14 protein-coding genes are annotated in these 19766 nt (G+C 54.8%); 8 read left to right on the top strand and 6 right to left on the bottom strand.

Features of this window, described 5'->3' with window-relative positions:
- Positions 1 to 543 precede the first annotated feature (543 nt).
- Positions 544 to 1809 carry a group II intron reverse transcriptase/maturase gene (gene ltrA, locus NG895_RS23955; protein ID WP_252855077.1) on the top strand — a complete coding sequence of 422 codons (1266 nt, stop codon included), beginning with the start codon at positions 544 to 546 and terminating at the stop codon, positions 1807 to 1809.
- A gap of 262 nt (positions 1810 to 2071) precedes the next feature.
- Here ltrA and NG895_RS23950 read toward each other — a convergent pair whose 3' ends face one another.
- From NG895_RS23950 to NG895_RS23930, 6 genes are all read right to left on the bottom strand, one after another.
- The gene (locus tag NG895_RS23950) at positions 2072 to 2335 is read right to left on the bottom strand and encodes a response regulator transcription factor (protein ID WP_252855076.1); all 264 of its coding nucleotides are present in this window, start codon (positions 2333 to 2335) and stop codon (positions 2072 to 2074) included.
- 540 nt (positions 2336 to 2875) lie between these two features.
- A complete protein-coding gene (locus NG895_RS23945; RefSeq protein ID WP_252855075.1) occupies positions 2876 to 4369 on the bottom strand; it encodes a GGDEF domain-containing protein in 1494 nt (497 codons plus the stop codon).
- A 288-nt stretch (positions 4370 to 4657) separates the two neighbouring features.
- Positions 4658 to 5041 carry a PilZ domain-containing protein gene (locus NG895_RS30965; protein WP_425267254.1) on the bottom strand — a complete coding sequence of 128 codons (384 nt, stop codon included), beginning with the start codon at positions 5039 to 5041 and terminating at the stop codon, positions 4658 to 4660.
- The gene (locus NG895_RS23940; protein WP_252855074.1) at positions 5011 to 5679 is read right to left on the bottom strand and encodes an HD-GYP domain-containing protein; all 669 of its coding nucleotides are present in this window, start codon (positions 5677 to 5679) and stop codon (positions 5011 to 5013) included. Before NG895_RS23940 ends, NG895_RS30965 begins: the two co-directional genes overlap by 31 nt.
- Before the next feature lie 912 nt (positions 5680 to 6591).
- Positions 6592 to 8160 carry a hypothetical protein gene (locus NG895_RS23935; protein WP_252855073.1) on the bottom strand — a complete coding sequence of 523 codons (1569 nt, stop codon included), beginning with the start codon at positions 8158 to 8160 and terminating at the stop codon, positions 6592 to 6594.
- 70 nt (positions 8161 to 8230) lie between these two features.
- Positions 8231 to 8767 carry a sigma-70 family RNA polymerase sigma factor gene (locus NG895_RS23930; protein WP_252855072.1) on the bottom strand — a complete coding sequence of 179 codons (537 nt, stop codon included), beginning with the start codon at positions 8765 to 8767 and terminating at the stop codon, positions 8231 to 8233.
- A 506-nt stretch (positions 8768 to 9273) separates the two neighbouring features.
- On the opposite strand from NG895_RS23930, the gene NG895_RS23925 reads away from it, so the two are divergent.
- From NG895_RS23925 to NG895_RS23895, 7 genes are all read left to right on the top strand, one after another.
- Positions 9274 to 10278, top strand: coding sequence for a DUF1559 family PulG-like putative transporter (locus NG895_RS23925; protein WP_252855071.1), 1005 nt, complete (start codon positions 9274 to 9276; stop codon positions 10276 to 10278).
- Between the two features lie 49 nt (positions 10279 to 10327).
- Complete coding sequence (locus tag NG895_RS23920) at positions 10328 to 10825, top strand: hypothetical protein (RefSeq protein WP_252855070.1); 498 nt, start codon at positions 10328 to 10330, stop codon at positions 10823 to 10825.
- 70 nt (positions 10826 to 10895) lie between these two features.
- Positions 10896 to 11927 (top strand): hypothetical protein, encoded by a 1032-nt coding sequence (locus NG895_RS23915; RefSeq protein WP_252855069.1) that lies wholly within the window; start codon positions 10896 to 10898, stop codon positions 11925 to 11927.
- A gap of 90 nt (positions 11928 to 12017) precedes the next feature.
- The gene (locus NG895_RS23910; RefSeq protein WP_252855068.1) at positions 12018 to 12881 is read left to right on the top strand and encodes a PEP-CTERM sorting domain-containing protein; all 864 of its coding nucleotides are present in this window, start codon (positions 12018 to 12020) and stop codon (positions 12879 to 12881) included.
- 277 nt (positions 12882 to 13158) lie between these two features.
- On the top strand, positions 13159 to 15792 hold the full coding sequence (locus tag NG895_RS23905) for a right-handed parallel beta-helix repeat-containing protein (protein WP_252855067.1): 2634 nt from the start codon (positions 13159 to 13161) through the stop codon (positions 15790 to 15792).
- Positions 15789 to 17543 (top strand): right-handed parallel beta-helix repeat-containing protein, encoded by a 1755-nt coding sequence (locus NG895_RS23900; protein ID WP_252855066.1) that lies wholly within the window; start codon positions 15789 to 15791, stop codon positions 17541 to 17543. Before NG895_RS23905 ends, NG895_RS23900 begins: the two co-directional genes overlap by 4 nt.
- Positions 17540 to 19351, top strand: coding sequence for an alpha-1,3-galactosidase-related protein (locus NG895_RS23895; protein ID WP_252855065.1), 1812 nt, complete (start codon positions 17540 to 17542; stop codon positions 19349 to 19351). Before NG895_RS23900 ends, NG895_RS23895 begins: the two co-directional genes overlap by 4 nt.
- Positions 19352 to 19766: the final 415 nt, after the last annotated feature.

Below are 19766 nucleotides of genomic sequence, written 5' to 3'. Positions count from 1 at the left end.
TGTCGGGTGACCGGCCCTGCGAAGCGTAAACAGCGAATCCGAAAGCCATGCTATTGAGCGTCGAAAGACCCAATCGTGGGAGCCTTTGCCTTTTGATGACCAGGGGCCATGCTGCTGCACTTTATGGTCTGGTGCAAGCAGTCCTGCCGGCGTCGGTTTGGAACATGTGCAAACGGATGATTGAGGTTCCCCAGGAACTTGGGAGATCCTGTTGCTTCCTCGGCAACATCCCGGACGGAGACACCGGGTTACCAACTCCAGGCCTTGGCGGCTGACTCGTCCGTTAAGGAGCGAACACAACGAGTGCAACCGAGGTATCGCCAAGCGAAGGAAACGAAGTGCGGCGAGATGAGTAGCAGGAAGTCATAGCGTCTTGATAGTACTGTTGAAGCTGGCGAACTTCACCCCGTTGGAGCCAGTGGAGGGAAGCGAGACGTCGAATCATGGAACCGTTTTTGAGAAACACGGCGAATGCCTCGAAATTCGATAGACGTGTACACGAAACAAAGACGGATAGCATGCTTGGCGAGACGGTCTACAGAGATGGCCTTCACCTCGCTCGCCTATCTGATGGACATCGACTGGTTAAAGGATGCGTATCGATGCACGCGTAAGGACGGTGCTGTTGGTGTCGATGGAGTGACCGCGGAACAATATGAACAGGATTTGGAGGGCAACCTTCAAAGCTTGCTCGACCGCGCGAAGTCCGGCACCTACAAAGCTCCTCCTGTGCGCCGAGTGCACATTCCGAAAGGCGGCTCCACCACGGAGACTCGTCCGCTCGGAATACCTACGCTGGAGGATAAGATTCTCCAGCGTGCGGTGGTCATGTTACTGGATCCGATCTATGAGCAGGACTTCCTGGACTGTTCCTACGGATTTCGACGTGGCCGCTCGGCACACGATGCATTGACTTCCTTCCGCGACCAGACGATGCGCCATCGGCGGACGGGCGTGACAGTTTTGGAGGTCGATATCCGGAAGTTTTTCGATAATCTGGATCATCAACATCTCCGACAGTTTCTCCGACAGAGGGTGCGTGATGGCGTGTTGCTGCGTCTGATCGATAAGTGGTTGAAAGCGGGCGTGATGGAGGATGGTAACGTGAGTTACCCTGACTCCGGGTCACCCCAGGGTGGTGTTGTTTCACCCTTGATTTCGAACGTGTTCTTGCACTACGTGCTGGACGTTTGGTTCGAACAAGACGTGAAGCCCCGCCTGCGTGGGAAGGCTTTCCTCATCCGCTATGCGGATGATTTCGTGATCGGCTTTTGCGATCCTCGCGATGCCGACCGCGTGATGGAAGTCATTCCGAAACGATTCGGTAAGTATGGTCTGACTGTTCATCCGACCAAGACGAAACTCATTTCGTTCCGTCCCCCGTCTTCACGGACGAAGGACGACGATCGTCCTGGCACGTTTGACCTGCTTGGATTCACCCACTATTGGGGTGTCTCTTTGAAGGGCTATTGGGTGGTCAAGCTGAAAACTGCCACAGATCGTTTCACCCGCGCTGCTCGTCGCATCGATCAATGGTGCCACGATAATCGACACTTGTCGCTTGCGGAGCAGCAGCACAAGCTCAACCAGAAGCTACGTGGACACTATGCGTATTACGGAGTGACAGGGAACTCGGAAGCAATGAACCGGTTTCGTCAGGAAGTCGAGAACCGATGGCGTAAGTGGCTTAACCGCCGCAACAACATCCGCTCGATGCACTGGCAGAAATTCTGCGCATTGCTCCGTCGCTACCCGCTTGCTCCCGCACGCGCAGTTCGTTCGCAGCTTCGTCACGCAGCGAAACCATGATTTGAGGAACCGTATGCTCTAATGCGGGCACGTACGGGTCTGTGGGAGCCCTGGGTGAGAAATCACCCAGGGCCACCTGGTCTTCGTTGAGATCGAGTCTCAGCGAACCGACAGAGGTGTCAAATCTCGGACAAGACGGCTTCGCGCTGGCCCAGGGCGCAAGTCCTGTCGGATGGTTCAACCGCTGCGACTTAGAGATACGGTGAATTGCTGGCGGTATCCCCACCGCGGGAAGACCTCGAGCGATGCGACAGATGACTACCTAGTTCCACCCATCCTTCTTTCGCCCGCGCTTCCTTTTCTCCGCTGGGGTGAGGGTATCTTTCATCGACGTGATCCGGTGCTTGATTGCCATTCGCGTGAGCAACGCCATCTTGCGGACGCCTAACTTATTCATGGCGTTCGTGCGGTGCGTGTCGGCGGTCGGAACGGCCACTCCCAAGATCTTGGCTGCCTCGCTCGTAGAGCAACCGAGGCTGATTAGTCGGACGACTTCGATTTCGCGGGGTGTCAGGTCGTGAGGCATAGCGGCTACCTCGCTGTGGTGAGTAGAGTGCGAACTTGAACAGCCTAGTCTCCGCTCATCGGAAACTCCAGTGACAATCAAGCGCCCTGCGGGCGCAACAGCCTCGCTACACCCGCAGGGCGGGAACGCTCCAGGCTAGCCCCCCTAGACAACCTGGAGTTACACTGCCGTAGTTATGTAGCTCCACTCAGCCAACTCGCAAGTGAGAATTCGACTAGCTCTCGTCATCCGACGCAATAGCGTGCGGTGTTCCGCCAATCGGACAAGCCTTGGTGTGGACTGGGCCAGCACTTACTCACAAAAGACGCGCGGGGCAGCCGAAGCCACCCCGCGCTGGGAGTCCCAGGGGCAACGGGATCTCATCCATAGCTATCGGCGCGCACGAACGCGGGCCTGAGTTCTTTGCTTGGCAATTGAATTGACTAGCAGCAGTAGTGGCGAGGCTAGCCGCGAAACTATACGTTCTCCGACCAGGTCGAAGCCTATTGTAACCACCAGCAGTTCCGAGCGATCGCCAAATGCAGGCTCTTGTACTAATACCTAGCGGGCCGTGGAGGCGGATGTCGAAGGATCAGATCTTTCGACCTGGCAGGCCAGGGCGGCTTCGGCACGCCCCACCAGGTTCTCAACGCAATCCCCGGTCCTAAGTTCTGCAACTCCTGTCGACAGAGATAGACATACGGATGCGTCTTCTAACTCCAGCGGGCATTGTTTGAGTACCAAGCGGACCCTTTCCATGGTAGTGCATGAAGATTCCATGGTGCTGTTAGGTAGCATGATACCAATACGGTTTTCGCCTAGCTGGGCTGCAAGGTCCATTTCTCGCAGTGAACCCGCAATTGCCTTGGCTACACGGTTAAGGGCTGTCACAAGAGCATGGGAACCAAGGCGTTGCTTCAATTCATGCGAGTCTTTGAGCTCTGCAAGTACGATAGAGACCGGCTGCTCCGTCCGATGAGACTCGGCCATGCGCCGTCTCAGTTCATTGACAAACGTGGTGCGATTGGGAAGCGAATCGAGTAGCGTCCGCTGGGTAGAGGGTTCCTCACCCTGCGACGACTCGCCGCGTTTCTGGTTCTGGTTGGCCGTGGGGTGGCAATCAGTTCCGTCGTGCCAGTGTCCGCAGTTGCGGCCAGCATCTTTAGATTGGTAAAGGGCCTCATCGCAGCGACGCACCAGGCGGGGAGTGTCTTCTTGATTGGCTAGCTGGGCGACACCAATACTGACCGTGACTTGGAATTGTTTGCCATCGAACTTGATGGTGAGTGATTCGATTGCCTGACGTACCCGCTCGGCAGCCCGTTTGGCTTCCTGCAAATCGGTGGCAGGGAGGATGATGGCAAACTCTTCACCGCCATAGCGACAAGGTAGATCCATACTGCGGCACGTCTCCTTCAACCGACGAGCGACGACGCGAAGCACCTCGTCACCCACGAGGTGCCCGTGCGAATCGTTCAACTGTTTGAAACTGTCTATGTCTGCCAGTAGGAGTGATAGCGGAGTGTTTTTGCGCGTCGCTTCGGCATGTCGCTGCGACATCGCTTCGTCGAAAGCGCGGCGATTGGCCATTCCAGTGAGCGAGTCGGTTCGCGCTTCAGATTCCTGGAGGGTTAGCTCGCGGGCTTGGGCCGCAATCTGGTCTTCAGCCTTTGCAAGTCGCTCTTGTAGCGCACCGTTGGCGGAGATGATGTTCGCCATCGCCATGACCAGACCGGTGCCAGTGGCTTCGATGTCATCGGTGTCCAAGGACTGTAGCCCAGTGGTGATCTCTCCCACTCGGGAGGAGTGCTTGTCGACGTCGCTGGCAATGCCACTGGCGAGATCACGCAGGCGATCGGTCGCCATAGCGATGCGCTCGCTTTCGCGTTGACTATGTCGCTCCGATTCCTCCACTTGCGCCGGCGAAGCAGCACCTACATTCCAACGGGCGTAGGCAAACCATAAACCGCCCAGAACGCCAGCTACCAGAGCGAGGCTGGCAAAAGCTATATTCAATAGTAGCAACAGAGCCATTGAGTTTGATGGATCGAGCATGGCTGGCAATCTCAGATTGGTGGGAGGATAGCAGCCGCTTTCGCGTCTCTGCACTAGTGACAGTTCAGTCAGTCAACATCAGGTTCTGCTTGGCGACACGGAATCAACCGTTCGGCAAGCCGAAAAAAGCTAGGTCGCGGGGGGCTGAAGTCAATAGTAGTTCCAGACTTCTAAGTACGCTTACGTGTCGCGGTGAGGGTGGTCCTGGTGACGCCGAATAGACCGGATAGAGCGGAGCGCGTCTCGTGCAACCTCGATCTCACGAGTCGACAAACGGTGCACGTGCTGTCATTTTGTCGATACGAACGTAGCTCCGCACCGATAGCTGTTGTTCGCATGCCGGACGCAGTTTTCCATCAACAGATCCAGACGTTTCTCGCTTGGCAACCAAAGCTCTACGGGCTCCTCAGGAAAGAGCTGAATAGGGGAATAGAATCCCACGCCCGAGCGTGAGATGTCGCACATGTAGACTCCGTAGTCATGGCTGTCACGACGAATGACCGCTCGGGTTCGAAAGTACTTCCGCGCATGCCTGCGCTCACAGTCGTACTTTGCCGGGGCAGGTCCCTCTTTCGCGAGGAATTCATGCACGGCAAGCGGTAGTCGCGCTCGGATTTCTACGTCTTCCCATTTGGGAATGACTATTTCTGGGTGATCGCTGCAATCCAACATTTGACGACCTCCGTATCGAATTGAGTACCAGCCCGTGCTGCCATGAAGTCTAGTGCCGAAGTAAACGAGAGCGGTTTACGGTAGGGTCGTTCGCCCGTGAGCGCGTCAAACACGTCCACCACTGACAGCAGCTTGGCCCAGTCGTGGATCTCGGGACCTAAAATGCAGACTGGATAGCCGTTTCCGTCGATTCGTTCATGGTGCTGATACGCCATCATCCTTTGGCCATCGTTGGACAGTTCGGACTTAAGCAGATCTCGATAACCGGCTTGAGGATGTTGTCGGATTGCACACCGTTCTTGCGGGGTCAGCTTCGCACGCTTCACTAGGATGGAACGCGGAACATGGCGTTTGCCGATGTCGTGTAACATCGCTCCGATCGCAATGTGATTCAACTCCGTCTCGTCGCTGATCCCCAGCCTTTGTGCCAATACAACCGCATAGCCTGTCACGTTCGTCACGTGACTGAAAGTAAAGTAGTCGTGCCTGGCGATCTCGAATAACTTGGCCGGAAGCACTCGATTCTCCCCGACAAGTCCGCAGATCTGGCTGCCGATATGCTCGCCGAGTTCGACAAACCTATGGGAGTCGATGCGATGGAAAGCCCTTTCCAACTCGAGGCCCACGACCGTTTGCATCACCTCGAATCGGTCAACGGGTGAGAGCGTTTCGTCGCCAGCGATGTCTTTCAGACCGCCGAGAAGTTCCCCGCAGATCGATTCGTAGTCCGACGAGCGAAGGTATAGCTGATTCTTGCTATTTTCTGGGAGATTCCTTGTACACAACTCCTCTATCGAGTCGTCTCGGTCACAAACCAGCACCGCGCGTCCAACTTGCTCGTTCCAATAATAGACACACGTCTTCGCTTGCCCTATGGTGCGGAGCAATGGCAGCGACACGGGTATCAGGCCATGCCCAGAGGAGGGGGCGGATTGGATACAACTACCTGTAGTCATACTGATAGGCACTAGCGAATGGATAAGTGGGGTGACCAGCGTTCCCAATCCATTAACCCTACCTCGCGAACCTTCGGAAAACTGCACGCAGCACGCACGCAACCGGACAAGCACAGGGTCGCTTTGTGCGTGTCGGTGGGGGCCTACGGGTAATGGGGATAATTCTCCCCCCACACGGTGCATCCGCCTACGCGGTCGCGCAACAGCTCGGACCTGTTGGTTCTACAAAACCGCAGTGGTGCACCTTACCTCATTCAATTCGGTAGACGGCTAACTCGCCGCGGATGCATCGACCTCGCTGAGATGGAGTCTCACAGAACTCGCAGAGGTGTCAAATTTCGGACACGTCCGCTGCGCGTTAGCCCAGGGCGCAACTCCGAGCGGCTGGTCCATCTTCGCTCTGTTCAGAAACTCGTGAACTGCAGGCGGTGGCGCGACCGCTGCGCCGAAGGCCGATTTAGGGGTGTTGCCGGTCGGGGCAAGCCGCAGCGCGTTGAGGTGGTAGCAAAATGCCTCAGGTGAGTCTACCGACGCCGTGCGAACTGGAAGAGCTTTCGCCAAAGAGAGTAGCTTCTGAAGAGCGGATTGTAAGGCTCACAACTCCGAGGTCGCAGTCGCCCACCAGGGATACGTGACAGACGCCCACGAGCTGCCGACTCGGATTTCATCGATCCTTTGCTCTTCAGTACTGTTAAAGTAGAGGCTCATCAGGGAGAAGGAATCGTCGCTGTCGGACATGGGGGTTGTAACCGTCCAACTGCTGGTTTCTCTTTCCCCAATTGGTTCGTGTGGTTGGAATACCCGGATCATGAGTTGATCCGGATTCTCTTTCGCGGCAAGGATCTTCATCACGATCAAGTACGTTGAATTGTTTGCCATGGGTAGCGGGCTTTGCCCTAATACGCCGCACAGTTCACCTCTGATGTGACCTCGAGCAACATCGATTCCGACGGCAATCCGGTGCTCCAGAACACCTTGGTCGGGATTCTGAAATATCAGCTTCACCGTATTCTCAGGACGCGACCACAGTTCTCCTGGGCGGAAAAGGAAGCTAACGTACCGCACGTCATTGCGAGCCAGACTAAGATTCTCGTTCAACGGACGATGGACCAACCACTCGCCAACATATCCGAGCGAACCACCATGAGAACTTTCATCGCGACCACCGAATACGAGACTCTCACCAATTCGAAGGGCGACGTCGTCTTCATTGTGTCCGGGTAGCTTCTCTCCGTTGGGCCACCAAGTAGAACTCCATCCGGTGCCGCCGTTGGCTTGTACGTCGATGACAATATTGTCGTCATCATAATTGAATGATTCGATCGCTAGCAGCTTCTGAAGCGGGTCGTCGTCATGTGTGGGTAGCTCGCGAACAAACATCGTCGGATCGACGTGTAAGACTTCGGCAGGAGTCTGCTTGATACGAGAGTACCGCTTTGCCTCTCCATCCTTGAGCAAGTCGACGGATCCGTTCACTTTTGCAGCGCCTTCGGTTCGTTCTACGGTGCCAGAGAATACGTGCACTTCTTCGTTCTCTTCGGTAACGGCAAGGGCGTATTCAGTGCCATGGTCAATGAATTGCGATTGGGGAGTTGTCAGGCGGAATGGAAGCCCGTCGGTCTCATCCCGAAATACCACCTTGCCTAGCGATAGATGGGCTTCGGATGCGCTGCGGATATCGATTTGTGCGGGTCCTTCCACCAGCAAACAGGGGCCGCTGTCGAACTGCAACTCGACGATTCCCTCGTCGACAACGAATTCTCCCGCAGGAACACGGTAACCAACAGGTAAGGCCGAAGTTGCGTTCCAATGATCCTGCGCAATAATTGTCGCCACAAATCCCTCAAAGCCGGGTGGTGGTTGTAGGTTTTCGGTATCGTCTACTCGATGGCGTGTCAACGAAAACGCGGCTATCAGAATAGAAGCGGCCAACGCAGCAAGTGAGAGCCCTCGGGCGCGGCTCAAAATGCTTGATGTACTCCTGTTGGCTTGTTGATCTCTGTCCAATGCTCCATCGGCAGATACCGCATAGGCAGCCACATCCTGAAGGTCATTTGCCAGTGCTACCGAGTAGACGAACTGGTCGAGCAATTCAGAATCTTCGCTGAGGAGTGTCTCCAAGCGTACTACTTGAGATGCAGACAGGCCTTTTCCGTCCAGCATCAATGCCAGGAGTTCATCGACTTCGACATAACGTGACTCTGGACTCATTTTTCCAATTCCAAATAATGCGTTACGATTCGTTAGACAGACGCAACGACACACAATCTCTCAGTGTCCGGCGAAGTCGTTGCAGCGCCTTGTATGCAGCCTGGGTTGTTCGTCCAGCAGTTTGCCCAGCACGGGCGACGCTACCGTCGGGCTCGTAGCGAGCCATGAGAAATGCCCTGTCGCGCTCGTCGAGTCGCTCTAAACATGAGTCCAACGCCTTGCGACGGTCGTCGAGCGTCGGACCCATCTCTACGGTTCGCTCTGAGAGCTTGTCGATGAACTTTTCACTGAACAATATCTTGCTTCTGGCACAGCTTCGGCGGTAATTCTTAACTTTCCAATAAGCCACTTGGCACGCCCACGCGGTGAAATCAGTGCCTTGTTCAAAGCTGTCAAACTTTGTTAAAAGGGTCACGGCAGTTTCCTGTAGCAAGTCTTCAGCAATATTGCGATCCGCGACCAGGGTGAGTAGGTAGCCCAAGATCCGATGCTGATTGACCACAAACAGCTGCATGAATAGGGCGTTAGTATCCTCAGGCTTGTCGTTTTGATTCGTCACGGATTCACTCAGCAACTTGATTCGCCAAGAGACCAAGAAAAGTGGTCGCAAAACTGTGCCTACAAGGTGTTCCGCATGACTGCTTTCAGCAAGCAGACATATTGTGGCGCCCTTTAACCTATTGGAATGTCCGGACCACGCGATATTGAGACATAAGTTCCGCCATTTTCGCATGCGGCATGCCGTACCTGCCTTCGAAGAGCGGCGTACCACCCAAAAAATGCAGCTGAGTCCGTCGACGACATTACTTATCTTTATTCATATGAGTCGCCGAAGCACGATCTCTGGGGTTTCTACATTTTTGCCGTCCGAAATTCCGCCGGGCCGTACATACCTTGAATAGAAGAGATCGAGATACGCTTCGATATTCGCGAGTACCTTTTCAACAACTTATCACGTTGCGGTAGTTTTCACCCAGCAGCCTAGTCCAGGGCGGTGGCGTACGTCGATTGGTAACAGCTGAATTCCATCGCTTCTCTAATAGGTCGCTCAAAGAAGGAGCGCACATGCGAAACCAATTCGTGGGTCTTTTGGGCGCTGCGCCAGGCAGAGACCGCAAGACCGGGTTTACTCTCGTTGAACTTTTAGTGGTGATCGCCATCATTGGCGTATTAGTGGCGCTCCTGTTGCCGGCTGTACAGGCAGCGCGGGAAGCGGCTCGGCGTGCGCAGTGCACCAATAACCTCAAGCAGATCGGGTTGGCGGTCCTCAACTATGAGACCACCCATGGCGCGCTGCCACCAGGTGCCCGACTAATCATCGACACGACGGGAGGGAACTGGGTCGTCAAGGAGGAAAACAGCACTATCCTTCTCGACATACTTCCTTATCTCGAAAATGGCGCGGTCTACAAGCAAATTGAACTCGATGGGTACGTTACCGATCAGAAGGAACTCGCGCAAGTCTCGATCCCTGCTTATCTATGCCCATCGCAGTCCCACGACAAGTTGATTAGACGTCCGGGCACATTCGACAACTTGGCGTCGTTCGATTATGCAGCATCCAATGGATCAGCTCTGGTTGGCAATAACTCAAGTTGCTCATGCAGCCAGCAGCCCGCGTGGAACGACTATGCCATCCGAGTGCGATCGTTCATCGATCCCAATGACAGCAATTTCTCCGGACCGTTCTCTCGATTCGGCCATGAGATCAAACTCCGCCGAATCACCGATGGTTTGTCTAACACGATCTTCTTTGGCGAGGTCCGTCCCGATTGCTCCGAGCACCTCTCAGGCGGCTGGGTGTATACGAACAACGGAAACGGTTTGGTCAGCACCGTGATCCCGCTGAACTTCGACTCGTGCGCCGATCGCAGAAGCGAGGTAGATGGGTGCTTGAAAATGTGCAATTTCAACTCGGAACTGGGTTTCAAAGGGGTTCATCCCGGTGGCGTACTTTTCTTATTCGGAGATGGCAGCGTCCATTCTTTGCAAGAAGACATCGATCACGCGACGGTCTACCAGGCACTCGGCGACCGAGCGGATGGAGTGCCTGTATCCCTCGATTTGTAGGCACGAAGATCGAGAACCAAAGCGACGACTTCCTTCCCATGCGTATTTCATGGCTTTCAAGATCGAAGAAATGACCGGATATCGCAGCGCAGTTATTGCAACAGGGGCACTCACCGGGGCTCTGCTTTTCATCGCTGGCTGCGGCACTCAACATAACTTGGCGCCCGTCAGTGGCGTGGTGACTGTCGGCGACAGGCCACTCGTCAAGGCTGGTATTACCTTTACACCAGTGGAAGGCGGGCGTCCCGCTTGGGCGACCACCAATGAAGAGGGGCGCTTTCAGCTTAGCACTATGGAAGTTGGAGATGGCGCTCTTGTTGGTGATCACGTGGTTACGATCGTAGCGAATCAAGTTTCGAAGGTGGAAACGCCTGTGCCCGAGGACGAGGGACTCTCGTCGGTGTTTGCAGCTAGACCCAAAGGCAAAACAAGCAGGAAAGCAGCTGTCTTAGATCCCAAGTATGCCGAACGTAGCACGTCGGATCTGCGATTTACGGTTCTGTCGGGCGAGTCCAACGTGGCCGAATTCAAATTTAATGGCAAATGATGAACAAGGAAACGCAGGGTCTGCAGAGCGATCAATGCGTCCACAAATCCATCGGAGATGAATCATGCTTGTGAAGAATACCATTGCGCTGTTTACACTGTTGCTTTGCTGCAACGCTCCCGTGAGCGCAGTGATCGTCTTTCAGGACACCTTTAGCGGCCCCGCAGGACCGCTCACCTCCCACACGCCCGACGTCAATGACGCGGGCGGCGCCTGGACGTTTTCTAACGGTGCTTTTACGCCCGAACAAACCGACCAGATCTTCGCCCTCGACGGAAACGGCAACCTGGAATTGCCCGTTGACATTACAACCACCGTGTTCATCGATATCGAGCCTGGCGACATTACCGACAAGATTGTGACGCTGACAGTAACAATGGACATGGTGGGCAACGGAGGCCGTTACCTGATCGGATTCGGTAACGATGACTTTCGTGGAATCGACCAGCGATCAGTGGGCCCTGTGATGGCTTACGATTCCGGTGCGTCGATGACAGTCTTTAATCCCGGCGGTTTGTCCACCGAGGCTTTCGCCATTAACCCGGTGTTGAACCAGGTGAACGATTTCTCGACGGTCAGTATCGCGTTCAATACTTCCGATAATTCTTTCGAGATCAGCGGTGATCATGATGACCCTGCTTTCCAAAACTTTTCTGGAAGTATCGATCCGAGCAGTATCTACGCGTTGTTTGGGGATCCTTCGCCATCGGGTGTGGTCGAGTTTGACTATTTATACCTACAGTTCAATAGTCCTGGAAATCCTTTTATTAGCGAACTCGTGGTCGACGTAAGCGACATCCCAACTGGTGTTTTCGGCGACTACAACGGCGACGACGTCGTGAACTTGGCGGACTACACCGTTTGGCGTAACAACCTCGGCGCGTCTCTAACGCTTCCCAATGAAGACCCAAGTGTCACTCCGGGACAAGTGACTGTGGAAGACTATGAAGTGTGGAAAACCTTTTTTGGACAGTCTGCCAACGCGGCCCTGTCTAGTTCGCTTGCAAACTCCTCGGTTCCTGAACCTACAGCGATGCTGCTGGCTCTCACTCCATTGTTAGTGGGGGCGTGCAGACGGCATCTCAACGATTTCAGGGCGTGATCTGCGAGTATGTCGAGATGCAGCGCACGGCGACTGCTTGTTGGTTGTTTGTTGTTTTTTACTTTTCTCACCTCCTGGAGCCATGAACTAATGAACGCTTACTCTTCCGCGCGCTATCGATGCTACACGTTTGTAGCCACTGCTTCCGTGGCATTGTGTTTACTATCAGTCGATGCCCGCGCGACGATCGTTTTCGAAGACGATTTCACTGGTCCAGGAGGCAGTGTCGAAGGTCGCTCGACGGATGGATCGACCGCGGCGGTTAATGGAACCTATTTCAACGCTAACGCGGACATCGTCTACACCGACGGCGTCAGTGGGATGACCGGTGTAAACCCCGCGACTCAAACCGGTAACTTCGGCACAGCGGCCATCGACATATTGGCGGGCGGAGATTTAGATTTGGAAAACACAGACTCGATCGTCACGGCCACGTTGCAGATTAACTCGAATCGCACCAGCGACGGTGGTAACGGCGCTGAGTTCGGCACCGTATTTGTTCAATTCGACGACGTTCCGTTCCAGGGCGTCAACAATACTACTTCTGGCCCGGCGTTTGCTTTTCAATCTCTAGGTGCACCCTTTCTTCTGTACAAGCCTGGGCTCAGCTTTGACGTGTTCGTCTCGAGTGACAACGGAAATGGCACTCCTGCATTCCTGGAGGAGTTCAATACCATCGAGTTAATCTATAACACCGCAACCTACGACATGGAGCTCAGGCACAATGGGACATTGGTGCACGCTGCTCCATTTGACGCAGCAGATGCAACAGAACTGCTCTTCTGGAACCGCCCTTCGTTCGAATCGCTGTTCTTTCAATTCAATAACACGAATTGGCTAGTTGATTCCATTTCGCTCGACGTGAGCCCCATCCCCGAACCCGGCACGGCCGTTCTGTTCGGACTTGGCCTTTCAGTAGTGGCCTTAGGACGGCGGAGGCTTTACTCTGCCTGACTACGCGTATCCTGTCACGGCGTCCTGGGCAGCGACGTCGTGATGGGATGCGGTGACGACAACAGAATCACGGGCTGCTGCGATCGTCAGGTCCAGCAGCCCGCGATCTCATTAGATTCGACGTGCAGGCTATTGCACTCTAGATTCAGCAGTACAACACGGAATGATTAAAACGATTAGCATGCAGAATAGGCAGGAGCGTTGGATCACGTGTAAATGTCGAGCTGTAGGATCCTCGTTCACAGCGCTCTACAAGTGTCGACGTACATTGTCGACTATGGATGTCGTAAAGCCTGTGTTGCTTTGTATCTTATCCATATCCTGCTTTTCCCTGGAAAACGCATCTGCATCTACTCCAGCCGAACGAGCGACTGCGCAGTCGCTCGTTAATCAGATAAATGCGGCTATCAGTGCGGGTGATCCGAGCGTCACGATTGCGCCGGGCGACTACCGCATCGGCTCCTTTTCGAACACGATCCTGCCGATCAACGGCGCCAGCAATCTAACCATCAATGCTGACGGCGTGAACTTGATCGCCACCGACTTGAAGCAGGTCATGAGCTTCACCAACTCATCCAATGTCACCTTCCGCGGGGCGGCCATCGACTACGACCCGCTGCCCTTCACGCAAGGGACTATCGTCAGTATGAACAACTCAACATTCGATGTTGAGATTCACGACGGCTACAAGACGGTGACAGGGAATCAACGAGTCATCACTTATGATCCAGTCACCGCCCGTGTCAAAGACGGTACTGTCACCCGCTACGGCACAGGAATCACCAATCTTGGGAGTGGAGTGCTGCGAGTATCCCGAGGAAATACACAAGACGCCCTGGCCGTGGGGGATTTAGTATCCATTACCGGAGATACCCAGATTCCTCATGGTGTACTCTTGCAGGACTCCACGAATGTCACGCTGCAAGACGTGACGCTGCATGCTTCGACCGCATTCGGCTTCTTTGAAAACGGTGGGGGTTCCAACGAGTACCACAATGTCCAGGTCGTACCGGGGCCATTGCCGCCAGGCGCTTCCGTACCTCGCTTACTCTCGAGCAACGCCGATGCTTTCCACAGTAAGCACACCTCGGTGGGTCCGAAGATCATCGACTCGCGTTTCGCGAACCAAGGCGACGATGGCATTGCTATCAATACCGATTTTCACCTCGTCGGCTCCTCAAACGGCACCAACTTAGAGGTCGGCGCCAAAACAAACTACGATGGGTTGCGGTTTCAAGTCGGCGACCGAATCCGTGGCTTCCATGTGAATACCGGTGAAATCACGGAAGCTACCGTGCAGTCGATCACCAGAGACGCGTCACTCGATAGCGGATTGACTATGATCCGAAACACTTATCTACCGAGTGCGGTAAACCCACTGAACGTCGGCTATCGACTGACACTCGACCAGCCTTTGAATCTCAGTCCAGGCGATCTTGTTGCAAGCCCCGACCGCAACGGCAGCGGTTTTGAGATTCGCAATACCACAGTAGAAAACCACCGCGCGAGGGGAATTCTTATCAAAGCGTCCGACGGATTGGTGGAGAACAACCTGGTCGATGGCAGCTCGATCGGCGGGATTGTCCTGGCGCCTGAGCCGTTTTATTGGTCAGAAGCCGCATTCACCGAGAATGTTGTCATACGTGGCAACACGGTGAGGAATACGAGTCGACAGTTCGGACAACCCGGCCAGACACAGGTCGCCGGCATAGCAATCACAAGCGACTATCAATGGGTAGGACGAAATCACTCGAATATCCTGATTGAGGACAACATCGTCGACAGCGTTGCGGGACCAGGTTTGATAGTCAGTCTGGCCGACGGAGTGCAAGTCAACTCGAACCAGTTCATCAACACCCACGAGATCAACACGAACAACGGCACGAACTCAGGGGTCGACCCCACGGCGGTTGTCTGGGTCGATCATGCATCGAACGTTTCATTCTCAGGCAATACCGTCAAGAATTTAGGCTCTTACGGGGACAACCTCCTTCGCGCTTCTGCCGCATCCGACGGCCTCAGTGGTGAGGACACTGGCATCCACTTGATCCACAACGAGTCATCGTTGACGATCGCCAATTATCGCAACGACTTCCAGTCCAACACTCCGGCGGCGGGATGGCAGTACCTATGGAATTCGGGAGGCCCTGTCGGGGATCCCATCAACTACACCCCGCTCGTCTCGACCGGCGGGGACTACACGTTGGATGGGACGTCGACTCCCACTGCCAATCCCGCTGCTTATGCCCGGCTCGGTCCAGAAAACGGGCATCCGGGCTTAGGCTCCCTTCAAGGGGGGGCATCGGGCATCGCGCGATCAGTGATTGCCTCTTACACAGTGACCAGCGAAGGTGAATACGCGATTCGGGATAGCTTCATTCACTCTGTACCTAACGGTACAGAGCTGGACCTCCTTGTTCATATTAATAGCGATTCAGCAATTCACTACGACGTCATAGAGTCGGGGGCTACGGCTTCGTTTGACACAGACCTCGGTCATCTCCTTAATGGTGATACTATCTACGTGACCATCGGGCCTACCATTATGGATGTAAACGACTTCTTTACCCTCGATTTCAGTATCGACATCTTCCTTGCCCCCGGAGACTACAATGGCGACGGCGCTGTTAATCTGGCGGATTACGTGGTATGGCGGAACACTCTGGGCCAGAGCGGGCCGGGCCTCGCAGCCGATGGCTCTGGCCCTGCAGGTGTTCCCGATGGCATAGTCGATTCATTCGACTACGCCCTGTGGCGCTCCAACTTTGGGGCCACGTCAAGTGCGACGGAAGGAGCCACATTGGCCGTGCCCGAACTACCCAGTCTTGTCCATGTACTACTGGGATGCACTCTTTACCTTGGGCGAACTGGTCGCTCGCGCACCCGAAATGCCTGGGGGAAACTGGGATGAGACTTTTAGCCGATCGCATTCTCTGCATCTTGTGCGCCGTTTGCTTCGTCTTCTCGGCATCCAGAAGCGGAGCCAACGATGTTCAAAAGGAGACGTGTCCAGATCAGCTGCCATCCGGCGTATCATTTGACTTGCAAGCGTTCATTGATGAATCGATATCCGCAGGTAACTCGACAGTAGTTGTGCCGCCAGGACGCTACCGCGTCGAGCCAACGAACGGAGTGCATCTGCGACTGCATGATCTTGAGAACGTGGAGATTATTGCCTACGACGTCGAGATGGTCTGCACGCAAACAACACGAGCTGTCCAAATTGAGGGCTGCCGTGGCTTGAGGTTGAGGGGACTTTCCATCGACTACGATCCACTGCCTTTCACCCAAGGGCGGATCGTCAAGCTATCTGCTGATAAGAGCGTCCATGAGATCGAGATCCTCGAAGGCTACCCGCCTGCCGATACTGCCTACGACTTCAAGTACCAGATCTTCCGCGGCAAAGACCACGAGTTGCGAGGCGTCGACTACTACGACTTGGATGTCAAAGCGGTGAGCGGTACGCGGCTGCAAGTTCGGAAGACGAACCTCGGCCCCGCGCCCTTCGAACAAGAGGGTGATCTTGTGGCCATCGGCTCACGCAGCACTCGCGGCCGTCAGCTTTCGCATGCCGTCTACTTGACGGAGAGTGTGGATATTCTGCTTGAGAAGGTTTCCGTTTTCGCGTCCAACTGCTTCGCCTTTTTAGAAATCGGTTGTCAGGGCGTTACCTACGACAGGTGCCGAGTCGAGAAACGAGACGCAGATGACGACCCGTGGCCACGTGGTCTTCCTCGACTCCGATCGGCGAACGCCGATGCCTTCCACAGCAAACGCGCTTCTGCCGGTCCTAGGATTGTCGGGTGCTATGCCCATGACATGGGAGACGACTGCGTCAATATCTGCGGCGACTACCACCTGATAACATCTGCCACGGACACCAAGCTGCGTGTGCTCGCAAAGCATGGAATGGACATCGTTGAGGGAGACCTTGTCGAGTTGGCCATGTTTAGCGGCGGATCACTACCCGACGCCAGGGTTGTTTCAGTACGAGAGTTGGGGCTGCTGACGCCTGCCGATCGGTTACTTGTGCAGTCCTTCGACCTGCATCAATCCCTCAAAGACCACGAAGATGGCCATCTAACCAAAGTCTTCGAGTTGACCCTAGACCGTGCTGTCACAATGGCAAAGGGTTCCCTTGTGTCTGCTCGCGAACGCCAGGGGCAGGGATTCCTCGTTGCCGGATGCGACTTCGGTCACGTTCGGTCGAGGGGGATCTTGGTTAAGGCGAGTAACGGCGAGATCCGTGATAACACTTTAACTAGATGTCGAATGGAGTCTATCAAAGTGGCCCCGGAATACTATTGGTTGGAAGCGGGGGCCGCGGAAAATGTGAAGATCCTGCGTAACAAGATCTCCAACTGCGGAGGCGTTGGCATTGCCGTCTATACTCTCGGTGGCGACGGGGAGTTCGGCTCCGGCCGCTCGCATAGAGGCATCTCTATTACCGACAATCGGATCGACAGCTGCCCCTCGCCTAATATCCTCGTGACTTCCACTAGCGATCTAGTGATTACGGGCAATCGTTGTCATCAGGAAGGCCACGTCAGTTCTTCCGGCGACGCATTGATTCGACTTATCAACGGCATCAATCGTCCCGAAAACCCAATCCTCACTCACCACTGCACAGAAGTCACTATGCAGGGAAATCGGACGAGATGAGCGACCCCATGATTGTTAGTTTTCCGTTGCTCGCAACTCGCCTCTCCTGGCTGGTTGTATTCGCTTGTGCCGGAACGGCAAACAGCATGGAAGTCAATGTTGTCGACTATGGGGCGCGACCCGACGACGGGCGAGACGACACCCGCGCGGTAATGGCTGCGCTGGATGCCTGCAAAGCGGAGGGAGCGACCCGGCTGGTATTCCCAAAGGGGCGGTACGAATTCCATCCACAATTTGCGGCCGAAAAGTACTTCTTCATCAGCAACAACGACGAGGGGCTTAAGCGAGTTGCCTTTTCACTTGAGGGAATCCAAGACCTCGCCATTGACGGCCAAGCGTCGGAGTTTCTCTTCCATGGTTTTATCAACCCCTTCATCCTCGACCGGTCAAGCAACATCTCGCTGGAAAACTTTTCCATCGACTTCGAACGTCCGTTCCACAGTGAGGCCATCATCCTGGGTTGCGACGAAGAGGGAATGGATGTCGAGATCCTCGAGAAATTTTTCTTCAAGGTACACAAAGGAACGCTGCTGTTCACCAGTGGCCAAGACGATGAGGGCCCCCTGACAACTGTTTCCAATGGCGAGGTCTACGGCAGTTCCCATATGTTGGAGTACGACACCGCGAAACGCGAAACAGCCTATATGGCGCACGACTTCTACTTTAGTTCCATTAACGGCTACCCTGCCGAGTCTCTTGGCGGGCGGAAGGTGCGCATCCGCGTGCCCGGTCTCAAGGGCATCCCCGGCAATACGATGGTGTTCGGCCCCAACCACCGTAAGGTCCCCGGCATTGTTGTCTCTGACTGCGTGAACGTGGTTTTACACAACGTTACCATCCACCACGCCGGGGGCATGGGCATCCTTGGTCAACGCACACACAACGTCACGGTCGATCACTGCAAGGTCACGCCTTCGCACGGACGCATGGTCAGCACGACCGCCGACGCCACTCACTTCGTGAATTGCACGGGCAGAATTGTTTTGACTCACAACCTGTTCGAGAACCAGAAGGACGACGCCACCAACATTCATGGTATTTACGTGCAGGTTGTCGAAAAACTCGACGATGATCAGGTCATCGTCCAACTCATGCACCGCCAGCAGCACGGTTTCGACTTTCTCAAGCCGGGCAGCGTAGTTGAACTGGTTCGTGGCCAAAGTATGATCACCTACGCCACCGCCACAGTGGAATCGGTTAGACGAATTAACAAGGAATGCACGGCGGTGGTGTTCTCCAATTCTCTACCCGATGACATACAGATCGGCGATGCAATCGCCGAGATCCGTGACTACCCGGAAGTTACGATCTCTGACAATGTCATCCGTAATAATCGCGCCCGCGGCATGCTACTCAACTGTCGGGGCAAGACCATAGTCGAAGACAATTATTTCCACACGCCTGGCGCCGCCATTCTTTTCGAGGGCGACTCGTGTTTCTGGTTCGAGCAGGGCGGTGTGCGCGACTGCGTTATCCGAAATAACACTTTCGACAATTGCCTCTTCGGTGTCTGGGGTGAGGCGATTATCGACGTCAAGGCTGGCATCCGCGAAGACCAAGAAACCAGCCGCTACAACAGAAACGTCCGAATCACCGGCAACACATTCAGAGTGTTCGACCAGAGCACGCTGCTCAACGCCTACTGCGTGGACGGCCTTACCTGGCAAGAAAACTCCGTGGAGAAAACGTCTGCCTATCCTCCCCGAGAAGCAGCACTTCCTCCCTTCGTGGTCAACTTCTGTGACAATGTCTCGATCGATGCCAAGGGGTCGCTGTCGGATGTGGATAGTGAAGGAAACGAGGGCTGACCAATTCTGGGAGCTTCTTAGGAAATGATTCTCACTCTGAGTCCATCTAATCTCACTTCGCAAATCAGATGAGTTGGATTTCACCGACCACAGAACTCAGCAATTCAATCTTTGGGGCTTATTTCCGGACACACCAACCGGCAAACGTTGGCGTCGACTTTGGCGGTCGCCGGGTCCTCCGCTGGTGCGCCATAATGGCGAAGATAGACCAACATCTCGCCAGGAAATGCTCCAATGAATGCGAATAACTTAGCCTAGGGCACGTGATTTGGCGGGCTTCGTTGGCGGGCAAGAGTCTGAAGGGTTCTATCGCCTTTGGTTACTCTGATGTAAGCCCATGCATCGGTGGTGACACCGCCAGCAGTTTCTGCCGGCTCGAATTGCAGGCGGATGCATCACCCGCGGCGGCTAAGGG

It is taken from the genome of Aeoliella straminimaris (assembly GCF_024054565.1).
In the GTDB taxonomy this organism is placed as follows: domain Bacteria; phylum Planctomycetota; class Planctomycetia; order Pirellulales; family Lacipirellulaceae; genus Aeoliella; species Aeoliella straminimaris.
The sequence above is the reverse complement of the archived record's forward strand: the minus strand, read 5'-3'. Positions and strand labels throughout refer to the sequence as shown.

Bases quoted from the DNA above. Each gene is read 5' to 3' on its own strand.
- ltrA (WP_252855077.1), top strand. From the start codon at position 544: ATGGCCTTCACCTCGCTCGCCTATCTGATGGACATCGACTGGTTAAAG.
- NG895_RS23950 (WP_252855076.1), bottom strand. From the start codon at position 2,335: ATGCCTCACGACCTGACACCCCGCGAAATCGAAGTCGTCCGACTAATC.
- NG895_RS23945 (WP_252855075.1), bottom strand. From the start codon at position 4,369: ATGCTCGATCCATCAAACTCAATGGCTCTGTTGCTACTATTGAATATA.
- NG895_RS30965 (WP_425267254.1), bottom strand. From the start codon at position 5,041: ATGTTGGATTGCAGCGATCACCCAGAAATAGTCATTCCCAAATGGGAA.
- NG895_RS23940 (WP_252855074.1), bottom strand. From the start codon at position 5,679: ATGCAAACGGTCGTGGGCCTCGAGTTGGAAAGGGCTTTCCATCGCATC.
- NG895_RS23935 (WP_252855073.1), bottom strand. From the start codon at position 8,160: ATGCTGGACGGAAAAGGCCTGTCTGCATCTCAAGTAGTACGCTTGGAG.
- NG895_RS23925 (WP_252855071.1), top strand. From the start codon at position 9,274: ATGCGAAACCAATTCGTGGGTCTTTTGGGCGCTGCGCCAGGCAGAGAC.
- NG895_RS23920 (WP_252855070.1), top strand. From the start codon at position 10,328: ATGGCTTTCAAGATCGAAGAAATGACCGGATATCGCAGCGCAGTTATT.
- NG895_RS23910 (WP_252855068.1), top strand. From the start codon at position 12,018: ATGAACGCTTACTCTTCCGCGCGCTATCGATGCTACACGTTTGTAGCC.
- NG895_RS23905 (WP_252855067.1), top strand. From the start codon at position 13,159: ATGGATGTCGTAAAGCCTGTGTTGCTTTGTATCTTATCCATATCCTGC.
- NG895_RS23900 (WP_252855066.1), top strand. From the start codon at position 15,789: ATGAGACTTTTAGCCGATCGCATTCTCTGCATCTTGTGCGCCGTTTGC.
- NG895_RS23895 (WP_252855065.1), top strand. From the start codon at position 17,540: ATGAGCGACCCCATGATTGTTAGTTTTCCGTTGCTCGCAACTCGCCTC.